10 protein-coding genes are annotated in these 9,599 nt (G+C 71.2%); 6 read left to right on the top strand and 4 right to left on the bottom strand.

The window, feature by feature from the left end; all coding sequences use genetic code 11:
* Window positions 1-983 (bottom strand): mechanosensitive ion channel family protein (locus ACXJKL_RS06970; RefSeq protein WP_457206331.1); only part of this gene is annotated, 983 nt, incomplete at its 3' end.
* Between the two features lie 111 nt (window positions 984-1,094).
* On the opposite strand from ACXJKL_RS06970, the gene ACXJKL_RS06965 reads away from it, so the two are divergent.
* The gene (locus tag ACXJKL_RS06965; RefSeq protein ID WP_457206330.1) at window positions 1,095-1,466 is read left to right on the top strand and encodes a hypothetical protein; all 372 of its coding nucleotides are present in this window, start codon (window positions 1,095-1,097) and stop codon (window positions 1,464-1,466) included.
* Window positions 1,453-1,848, top strand: coding sequence for a DUF5130 family protein (locus ACXJKL_RS06960; RefSeq protein WP_457206329.1), 396 nt, complete (start codon window positions 1,453-1,455; stop codon window positions 1,846-1,848). The genes ACXJKL_RS06965 and ACXJKL_RS06960 overlap by 14 nt, the downstream gene beginning before the upstream one ends.
* A 182-nt stretch (window positions 1,849-2,030) precedes the next feature.
* On the opposite strand, the gene pepN is transcribed toward ACXJKL_RS06960, so the two are convergent.
* On the bottom strand, window positions 2,031-4,592 hold the full coding sequence (gene pepN, locus ACXJKL_RS06955) for an aminopeptidase N (protein WP_457206328.1): 2,562 nt from the start codon (window positions 4,590-4,592) through the stop codon (window positions 2,031-2,033).
* 65 nt (window positions 4,593-4,657) lie between these two features.
* Here pepN and ACXJKL_RS06950 point away from each other — a divergent pair, with 65 nt between their 5' ends.
* Window positions 4,658-5,257 (top strand): mycothiol-dependent nitroreductase Rv2466c family protein, encoded by a 600-nt coding sequence (locus tag ACXJKL_RS06950; protein ID WP_457206327.1) that lies wholly within the window; start codon window positions 4,658-4,660, stop codon window positions 5,255-5,257.
* 3 nt (window positions 5,258-5,260) lie between these two features.
* Here the strand turns inward: ACXJKL_RS06950 and ACXJKL_RS06945 are convergent, their stop codons facing one another.
* A complete protein-coding gene (locus ACXJKL_RS06945; protein WP_457206326.1) occupies window positions 5,261-5,941 on the bottom strand; it encodes a GOLPH3/VPS74 family protein in 681 nt (226 codons plus the stop codon).
* A 59-nt stretch (window positions 5,942-6,000) separates the two neighbouring features.
* Here ACXJKL_RS06945 and metG point away from each other — a divergent pair, with 59 nt between their 5' ends.
* Complete coding sequence (gene metG, locus ACXJKL_RS06940; protein ID WP_457206325.1) at window positions 6,001-7,803, top strand: methionine--tRNA ligase; 1,803 nt, start codon at window positions 6,001-6,003, stop codon at window positions 7,801-7,803.
* Between the two features lie 186 nt (window positions 7,804-7,989).
* Complete coding sequence (locus tag ACXJKL_RS06935) at window positions 7,990-8,256, top strand: GNAT family N-acetyltransferase (RefSeq protein WP_457206332.1); 267 nt, start codon at window positions 7,990-7,992, stop codon at window positions 8,254-8,256.
* A 210-nt stretch (window positions 8,257-8,466) separates the two neighbouring features.
* Here the strand turns inward: ACXJKL_RS06935 and ACXJKL_RS06930 are convergent, their stop codons facing one another.
* Window positions 8,467-9,048: a TetR/AcrR family transcriptional regulator gene (locus ACXJKL_RS06930; RefSeq protein WP_457206324.1), complete on the bottom strand. Its 582-nt coding sequence runs from the start codon at window positions 9,046-9,048 to the stop codon at window positions 8,467-8,469.
* Window positions 9,049-9,142: 94 nt separating this feature from the next.
* Between ACXJKL_RS06930 and ACXJKL_RS06925 the strand changes: the two genes are divergently transcribed.
* Window positions 9,143-9,599 (top strand): NADPH-dependent F420 reductase (locus ACXJKL_RS06925; protein ID WP_457206323.1); only part of this gene is annotated, 457 nt, incomplete at its 3' end.

Genomic DNA, 9,599 nt, shown 5'->3' with positions numbered 1-9,599 from the left:
GGCTTCTCGTCCGCGTGCCGCATCCACATCACGCGCTGCGCGAAGGGGATCTCGATCCCCTCGAGGTCGAAGCGGGCCTTGATCCGCTGGCGCATCTCGCGGGCCACGGCCCACTGCTCGAGCGGCGCGGTCTTCAGCGCGACCCGCAGCACGACGGCGTCCGGGGTGAGGTCCTGCACGCCCCACACGGACGGCTCCTCGATGACCCGGCCCTTGAAGTCCTCGTCCAGCCACAGGTCGTGGGCCACGTCGGCCAGCACCCGCTGCACGCGCGCGATGTCCTCGCCGTACGCCACGTTGATGTCCAGCACGGTGCGCGCCCAGTTCTGGCTCATGTTGCCCACACGCAGGATCTCGCCGTTGCGGACGTACCAGACGGTGCCGTTGACGTCGCGGAGCCGGGTGACGCGCAGGCTGACCGCCTCGACCGTCCCGACCGCCTCCCCGAGGTCGACCTCGTCGCCGACGCCGTACTGGTCCTCGAAGATCATGAAGATGCCGGACAGGAAGTCCGAGACCAGGCTCTGGGCGCCGAAGCCCAGCGCCAGGCCCAGGATGCCGGCGCTGGCGATGATCGGGGCGATGTTGACGCCGATCTCGCTGAGCATCATCGTCACGACGACCGCCAGGATGATCCCGGTGACGATGCTCTTGAGCAGGGTGCCCATGGTCTGGGCGCGTTGCACCCGCCGGGTGGCGCCGGCGGCCTCGTGCAGGTTCAGGGCGGTGCCCACCTTGCCGCCGGTGACCGCCCGGCTCAGCCGGTCGGGGAGCATCCCGGTCTCGGCGCGCCGGACGAGACGGTCGATGACCCGGTGCAGGACCCACCGGACGACCAGTCCCATGAGGGCGAGGCCGAGCAGGGCGAGGGGCTTGCCGACCACCCAGTCGGCCACGTTCGCGGCCACCGTGCTGTCGGTCTCGGAGTAGACGAAGTTGCAGATGGATGCGTCGTCGGGGCAGGGGCCGTTGAGCGAGAGCATCGGGCCAGTATGGCGATCTGAGCGGTCAACCCAAGTCCTCGCGACGGCGTGTGACCGATCCGACGGGAGGACCCGACGGCCGCGGGAGCGGGAGCGGATATCGTGTCTCCCGTGATCACGTCCGAGCCCTCGTCCAGCATCTCCGTCCGACGGCGTTCGCGCCGCCTGGCCCGCGCTGCGGCGGTCTCCGCCGGCCTGGCCGTGGTGGCACTCGYGGCCCCGGCGCACGCGGACGTCCCCGAGGGCTGGAGCGACCCCGAGCAGGTCGACACGCTGCAGGCGGTCATGCTGCTCGTCGGTGTCCCGCTGTTCCTCTTCGTGGCGATCGTGGTCCTCACCTACCTCCCGGCGATGATCCGGGGGGAGAAGCTCACCCCCGGTGCGGCCGACGACCAGTGGTTCGGGGGCCCGCGCCAGGGCGCCAAGGAGCTCGAGTCCGGCGCCACCCACGACGAGACCGGTGGAGCCCGTGGCCGCTGGTGACAGTCGCACCCGCGAGCTGAGCTCGCGGGAGAGCGCGGAGATCGACCGCTCCATCCGCGCCGCCGAGGCGCTGTGCCGCTTCGAGTTCTCGGTCTTCATCGGCGCGGTCGAGGGCGACTCGCGCGCCTACGCCCGACGCCTGCACGCCAGCCTGGTGGCGCCGTCCCGCAGCCTGATGCTGCTGGTCGACCCGACGGCCCGGGTCATCGAGGTGGTCACCGGCACGGAGGTGCGCCGTCACCTGACCGACCCCGAGGTCGAGCTGGCCGTCCTGCAGCTGGAGTCGGACTTCGTGGCCGGCGACTTCGTGGGTGGCCTCACCCGGGGCATCGCGATGCTCGCCGAGCACGCCCGGCCGCAGCACACCCTGCACGCCGGCTGACCGACGTACCGACGCCCGACGCCCGACTCGCGGGGAGCGGTGAGCCACCCACATTCCCGCCGCTGATCTCGTGGCTGGATCACCGCCGCCTCGGCGCGTCCCCCCGACATGCCGACAGGGCGGTGAATCACCCACGTTCCCCGTCCGGGAAATGTGGCTGAGTCACCGCCCTGTCGGATGGGTCAGCGGGCGTCGCGCTCCTGGGCGGCCAGGGCCCGGGCGATGTCGGCGCGTGCCTCGCCGACGTAGCGCACCGCACCCGTGGGCGCGTCGGGCGACGCGGCGAGCCACTCGTCGAGGCGGGCGACCACCTCGGGGGAGCCGACGGCCAGCGGGAAGCCGTACTCGAGCACCACCGAGGCCTTGTGGAAGCCCAGCGTGTCGATGACCGTGGGGGCCGCCTCGAGGAACTCCTCGACGTACGGCGCCACGACCTCGTCCTGGTCGGAGCGGAAGATGGAGAAGACCATCTCCCGGGAGGTCTCGTTCGGCGTGGTCGGGTCGAGGATGGCCGACCAGCCGGCGGCCTTGGCCTCGGCGGTGGGCTGGGCGACGCGGGCGGCGGCGGCCTTCTCCTTGCCGGAGATGGTGTTGTCGCGCCCCAGCTCCTCGTCGATCCCGGCCTCGCCGATGCGCCCGCCGCGCGCCAGCGCGGTGATCAGCTCCCAGCGGATGTCCTGGTCGACCGCGAGACCCTCGACGGCGAAGGAGCCGTCGAGCAGGCCCTGGAGGTCGTCGTACGCCGCATCGCTGCGGGCGGCCGCGGCGTAGGCCCGGGCGAAGGTCAGCTGGTGGTCGCTCCCGCTCTCGGCGTCGAGGAACAGGCCGCGCAGGCCCTGCTCCCACTCGGCCTTGAGGGCGGCCCGGTGGGCCGGGGCCGAGTAGCGGTTGACCGCCATCGCGGCCATGGTCGGGATCCGCGTGACACCCCACGAGTCGGTCTCCGAGCCGATGTTGGCCAGCACGAGGCGGACCCAGTCGGAGGTCGCCATCTCGGCGTCGCGGGTCATGTCCCAGGCGGCACCCCAGACGAGGGCGCGGGCCAGCGAGTCCTCGACGCGGGAGAGGCCGTCGATCACCGTGGCGAGCGAGCGCTCGTCGAGGCGGATCTTGGCGTAGGCGTGGTCCTCGTCGTTGAGCAGCAGCAGCGCGGGCTGCTGGGTGCCGACGAGCGCCGCGACCTCGGTCGACGCGCCCTCGACGTCGACCTCGAGGTACTCGCGACGGACCAGCGCGCCGCCGGCGTCGGCGTCGTACAGGCCGATGCCGAGGCGGTGGCGGCGCAGGGTCGGCCAGTCCGGGTGGGCGGTCTGGGTGACCGAGAACGACGTGTAGCTGCCGTCGGCGTCGAGCTCGAAGGCCGGAGCGAGCGTGTTGACGCCGGCCGTCTGCAGCCACTCCTGAGCCCACGAGGTGAGCTCGCGGCCCGAGGACTTCTCCAGCGCGGCCAGCAGGTCGGAGAACTCCGTGTTGCCGAAGGCGTGGTCCTTGAAGTACTGCCGGATGCCGGCGACGAAGGCGTCCAGCCCGACCCACGCGACCAGCTGCTTGAGCACCGAGGCGCCCTTGGCGTAGGTGATCATGTCGAAGTTGACCTCGACGGCGTGCAGGTCGACGTTGTCGGCGGCGATCGGGTGCGTCGAGGGCAGCTGGTCGGCGCGGTAGCCGGTCTGCTTGCGAGCGTTGGCGAAGCCGGTCCACGCGTCGGTGTACTCGGTGGCCTCGGCCTCGCACCAGTAGCAGGCCCACTCGGCGAACGACTCGTTGAGCCAGAGGTCGTCCCACCACCTCATGGTGACGAGGTCACCGAACCACATGTGCGCCATCTCGTGGGTGATCACGGAGGCGCGGAACTCGAAGAACGAGCGCGACTGGCGCGAGCGGGGGAGGTACTCGTCGCGCAGGGTCACGCAGCCGGCGTTCTCCATCGCGCCCATGTTGTACTCCGGCACGTAGAGCTGGTCGTACTTGTGGAACGGGTAGGGGAAGTCGAACTTCTCCTCGAAGAACTCGAAGCTCTGCTTGGTGAGCTCGACGAGCACGTCGGTGTCCATGTACTCGACCAGCGACTGGCGGCAGTAGTGGCCGAGCGGGATCTTGCCGAACTTGCCCTCGTACATGTCGAGGACCTCGTGGTACTCGCCGGCGACGATCGCGGTGATGTACGTCGACATCCGCTCGGTCGCCGGGAAGGTCCACACGGCCGTGCCGTCACCCTGCGCCACCGGCTCGGGGGTCGGCGCGTTGGAGACGACCTTCCAGGCCTCCGGCGCGGTCACGGTGAACGTGAAGGTGGACTTGAGGTCGGGCTGCTCGAAGGTGGTGAACACGCGGCGCGCGTCCGGCACCTCGAACTGGCTGTAGAGGTAGACCCGGTCGTCGGCGGGGTCCACGAAGCGGTGCAGGCCCTCGCCGGTGTTGGAGTAGGTGCAGTCCGCGCGCACGACGAGCGTGTTGTCGGTCTGCAGGTCGTCGAGGGCGATGCGGCTGTCGGCGTACGCCGTCGCGGGGTCCAGCGAGCGCCCGTTGAGGGTGATCTCGTGGACGGTCGCGTCGACGAGGTCGGCGAAGGTCGCGCTCCCCGGCTCCCGGCAGGTGAAGGTGATCGTGGTCGTCGACCCGAAGGTCCCTCTCTCATCAGGCTCAGGGCTGGTCGTGAGGTCGAGGTCCACGGCGTACGACGTGACGTCCAGGAGGGCGGCGCGGGTGGCGGCCTCGTCCCGGGTGAGGTTGGTTCCAGGCATGTCGGTCATCCAACCACCCGCCGTCAACGGGAATCGCGCGACCCGGCGTGTGGTTGATTGTGGTCATGACGAAGGCAGACTTCTGGTTCGACCCGCTGTGCCCGTTCGCCTGGATCACCTCGCGGTGGATCCTGGAGGTCGAGCAGCAGCGCGACATCGACGTCACGTGGCACGTGATGTCCCTGGCGTACCTCAACAAGGACAAGGACATCCCCGACAGCTACCGCGCGATGCTCGAGCCGGCCTGGGGCCCGGTGCGGGTCTGCATCGCCGCCGAGCAGCGCTACGGCAACGAGCGCCTGCTCGACCTCTACACCGCGATGGGCAACCGCATCCACCTCCAGAAGGCCGACCTGGACCGGGACATGGTCGCGGCCGCGCTCGCCGAGGCGGGGATGGACGCCGACCTGGTCGACGCCATGGACGACACCTCCCTCGACCAGGCGGTCGCGCACTCCCACCACGAGGGGATGGACGCGGTCGGCGACGACGTCGGCACGCCGACCATCCACATCGAGGGCGCGGCGTTCTTCGGGCCGGTGCTCAGCAAGATCCCCCGTGGCCAGGACGCCGTGGACCTGTGGGACGGCGCGGTGGCCGTGGCCAGGTTCCCGTACTTCTACGAGCTCAAGCGCAGCCGCACCGGAGACCTCGACTTCACCTGACACCTAGCCGCTGCTGGCGGTGGTCGCGGCGATGCTCGCCGTGACCGCCGCCGCGATCGCCGCCTGGGCGGCGGCCACCGCGTCCTTGACGGCCTTGGCCGCCCAGGCGCCGTCGGCGATCGCCTTCGCGCGGGCCTTCACCTCGCGGACCGGCACGTCGCCGCGGTCGACGACCTTGTGGGCGTGGTCGATCGCCGAGAGCAGCGCGACGAGGGCCGAGGTCCGCTGGTCCGGGGTGAGGCCCTGGACCAGCACCCCCTGCAGCAGTGCGCGCACCGACTCCTCGTGGCGTGCGTCGCGGGCCGGCCACGTCGTGTGCGGGAACAGCCCGAGCACCTTGCCGTCGCGGCGCTCCACCAGACCGCGGGCGGCCAGGCGGTCGAGCAGCACCTCCTTGGTGCCCTTGCCGAGACGGGCGACGAGGTCCTGCGCGGTGCGCGGCTTCTCGGCCACCCGGGCCATCGCCGCGTCGAGCACGGGCTCGCCGAGCGGCGTACCGACCGCGACGACCTTGGCGGTGCTCCAGCGACTCGACCTCTCGCTCACCTCGACGCGCCCGGCGATCGCCAGCTCGAGGAGCAGTGCGCCCCCGAGCAACGGCTGGACCTTGTCGGAGGCCGCCAGCGTCCCCCGCTCGTCGTCGAGCAGGAGCAGCAGGAGGTCCTCGGCGATGAGTGTCTGCATGACGACGACGCTAGCGACCGCCGGAGGCGTGCTGGCGGAGGCTCACTAGGATTCGTGGCATGACCCATGTCCTCTCCGCAGTCGCCTGGCCCTACGCCAACGGCCCGCGCCACATCGGCCACGTCGCCGGTTTCGGCGTGCCCTCCGACGTCTTCTCCCGCTACATGCGGATGGCGGGCCACGAGGTCCTGATGGTCAGCGGCACGGACGAGCACGGCACGCCGATCCTCGTCACCGCCGACAAGGAGGGCGTCAGCGCCAAGGACCTGGCCGACAAGAACAACGCGGTCATCGTCACCGACCTCGCCGACCTGGGTCTCTCCTACGACCTCTTCACGCGCACCACGACCGGCAACCACTACGGCGTCGTGCAGGAGATGTTCCGGACCGTGCTGGCCAACGGCTACATGGTCGAGCAGACCACGCAGGCCGCCATCTCCCCGTCGACGGGCCGCACCCTGCCCGACCGCTACATCGAGGGCACCTGCCCGATCTGCGGGTACGGCGACGCGCGCGGCGACCAGTGCGACAACTGCGGCAACCAGCTGGACGCCACCGACCTGATCAACCCCCGGTCGAAGATCAACGGAGAGACCCCGAGCTTCGTCGACACCCAGCACTTCCTCCTCGACCTCCCGGCGCTCGCCGACGCTCTCTCGGAGTGGCTCGACGAGCGCGAGGCCAGCGGCACCTGGCGGCCCAACGTCATCAAGTTCAGCCAGAACATCCTCAAGGAGATCCGGCCGCGCGCGATGACGCGCGACATCGACTGGGGCATCCCGGTGCCGGGCTGGGAGGACCAGCCGACCAAGCGCCTCTACGTCTGGTTCGACGCRGTGATCGGCTACCTCTCCGCCTCGATCGAGTGGGCGCGCCGCTCAGGCGATCCCGAGGCGTGGCGCAGGTGGTGGAACGACCCGGACGCGCTGTCGTACTACTTCATGGGCAAGGACAACATCGTCTTCCACTCCCAGATCTGGCCCGCGGAGCTGCTCGCCTACAACGGCCAGGGCTCACGGGGTGGGGAGCCGGGGGACTACGGCGTCCTCAACCTGCCGACCGAGGTGGTCTCGTCGGAGTACCTCACGATGGGCGACCAGCAGTTCTCCACCTCGCGTGGTCACGTGCTGTACGTCGGTGACTTCCTGGCCCGCTACGGCCCCGACGCGCTGCGCTACTTCATCTGCGCGGCCGGGCCGGAGACCTCCGACGCGGCCTTCACGTGGGCCGAGTTCGTCACCCGCAACAACTCCGAGCTCGTGGCGGGCTGGGGCAACCTGGTCAACCGCACCGCCACGATGATCGCCAAGAGCTTCGGCGAGATCCCGGCGCGCGGCGAGCTCGAGCCGGTCGACGAGGCGGTCCTGACCGCCGTCCGCACGGGCTTCGACACGATCGGCGACCTGCTCGGCCACCACCGGCTGCGGGCCGGCATCGCCGAGGCGATGCGGGTGGTCGGAGAGGTCAACAAGTACCTCACCGTCACCGAGCCGTACAAGATGAAGGACGACTCGCAGCGCGAGCGCCTCGCGACCGTCCTCCACGTGGCGGCCCAGTGCGTCTCCGACTGCAACCTCCTCCTCGCGCCGTTCCTGCCGCACGCCGCCAACAAGGTGCACCTGGTCCTCGGCGGCGAGGGCGAGCTCATGCCGATGCCACGCATCGAGCAGGTGGAGGAGCTCGAGCCCGACAACGGCGCGGGCCTGGTCTCCTACCCCGTGATCACCGGCGACTACTCCGCCACCCCCGCCTGGGAGTCGCGTCCGGTGACGGTGGGCGCGAAGGTCGACAAGCCGACGCCCGTCTTCACCAAGCTGGACCCCTCGGTCGTCGAGGAGGAGCTGGCCCGCGTTGGCGGCTGAGGTCGAGCTGCGTACCGCCTCCGCCGACTCGGCGGAGTCGCTGCGCCTGCTCGCGGACTACGAGGCCGAGCTCGTCTCGCTCGGAGTGGTCCTCAACCACGGCTGGGCCGGCGGGGTGACCCCCGAGCAGCTGCGCGCGCCGTACGGCGCCTGGCTCGTGGGCTGGCGTGGCGATGAGGCGATCGCCTGCGGGGGCGTGCGCCTGCTCTCCCCGGGCGTCGGCGAGGTCAAGCGCATGTACCGTCGGCCCGTGGCGGCGGGCTGGCCCGGCGACTCGTGGCGCGGCTGGAGGCCGAGGCGGTCGCGCTCGGGGCCACGGTGGTCCGCCTCGACACCGGGCGGGACATGGCACCGGCGGTCGCGCTCTACCGCTCGTCGGGCTACCGCGAGGTCGACGACTACAACGGCAACCCCGACGCCGGCTGGTGGTTCGAGAAGTCGCTCGGCCCGTGAGCATCACGCTCCACTTCCACCCCGACTGGCCGCACGGCGACACGACCCCGGGAGGTCCGCGCGAGGCGTCACCGCGGGCCCGCGGTGCACGCTTCTGTCGATGACCGGATTGCCCGACTGTGCCGCACCACGCCTCGGGCACCTCGTCGGCGCGATCCAGCGCGACGGAAGTGCCCGGTCAGCGCGATCCAGCGCGACGGAAGTGCCCGGTCAGCGCGGGGTCGTCGCGGCCGTCACCAGCGCCTCGGCGGCCGCCCGCGCGGCCACCGGGGCGTCCGGCCGGGCGTCGAGGGCACCGCTGGCCAGCCCGCCGTCCAGCAGGAGGGTGAGGGTGCGAGCCAGGCCCGCGGGGTCGGATGCGCCCGCCCCGTCTGCCAGCCCGGTCAYCCAGGAGCGCACGGCCTCCTTGTGCGCCAGCGTCCGGTCGTGGACGCGACTGCCGGCCGGGGTCTCCGCGGCGGCGTTGATGAAGGCGCAGCCGCGATAGCCGTCGCGCCGGCAGGCGTTGCCGAGGGCGTCGAAGGCACCCACGAGCTGGGACGCGGGATCGGGGCCCGCCGCGGCGGCCGCGGCATGGAGCTGGCCGGTCCAGGCGTCGTCGACGCGGTCGAGGTAGGCCAGCACCAGGTCGTCCTTGGCGGGGAAGTGCCGGTAGAACGTCGCCTTCGCCACGCCTGACTCGGCGATGATCCGGTCGATCCCGACCCCACGGATGCCGTGGGCGTAGAAGAGCGCGAACGCGGTGGTGAGGATCCGCTCGCGCGCGGACGGGAGGGGGCCGGTGGTCGCCATGAGGTGATCGTACCGTCGCAGCAGACAGATCTGTCTGCTAACGTGGGCCTCAGGTAGACAGACCTGTCTGCAATCACGATCCTTGGAGGGACCCATGAAGTACGCAGTCCTCGGCACCGGCACGGTCGGTCGCACCGTCGCGGCCCGCCTGGCCGAGCTCGGCCACGACGTCGTCGTCGGCACCCGGGACCCCGACGCCACGCTGGCTCGCACGGACGGCGACGCGCCGTACGCCACCTGGGCCGCCGAGCACGCCGACGTCGCGCTCGCGACCTTCGCGGACGCGGCCGCCGGGGCCGAGGTCGTGGTCCACGCGGGCAGCGGCGGGGCCGCGATCGACCTGCTGTCGTCGGCCGGCGCGGAGCACCTGGCCGGCAAGGTGCTGGTCGACATCAGCAACCCGCTCGACTTCTCGGCCGGCTTCCCGCCCACCCTGTTCGTCAAGGACACCGACTCGCTCGCGGAGCGGATCCAGCGGGCGTTCCCCGATGCTCGCGTCGTCAAGACGCTCAACACGCTCACGGCCGAGCTGATGGTGCGCCCCGCCCTGC

This window comes from Nocardioides sp. P5_C9_2 (assembly GCF_054049555.1).
Note: the sequence above shows the minus strand (reverse complement) of the source record. Positions and strands in the feature narration are given on the sequence as shown.

Coding starts and splice junctions, on each gene's coding strand:
- ACXJKL_RS06945 (WP_457206326.1), bottom strand. CDS start 5,941: ATGCAGACACTCATCGCCGAGGACCTCCTGCTGCTCCTGCTCGACGAC.
- pepN (WP_457206328.1), bottom strand. CDS start 4,592: ATGCCTGGAACCAACCTCACCCGGGACGAGGCCGCCACCCGCGCCGCC.
- ACXJKL_RS06950 (WP_457206327.1), top strand. CDS start 4,658: ATGACGAAGGCAGACTTCTGGTTCGACCCGCTGTGCCCGTTCGCCTGG.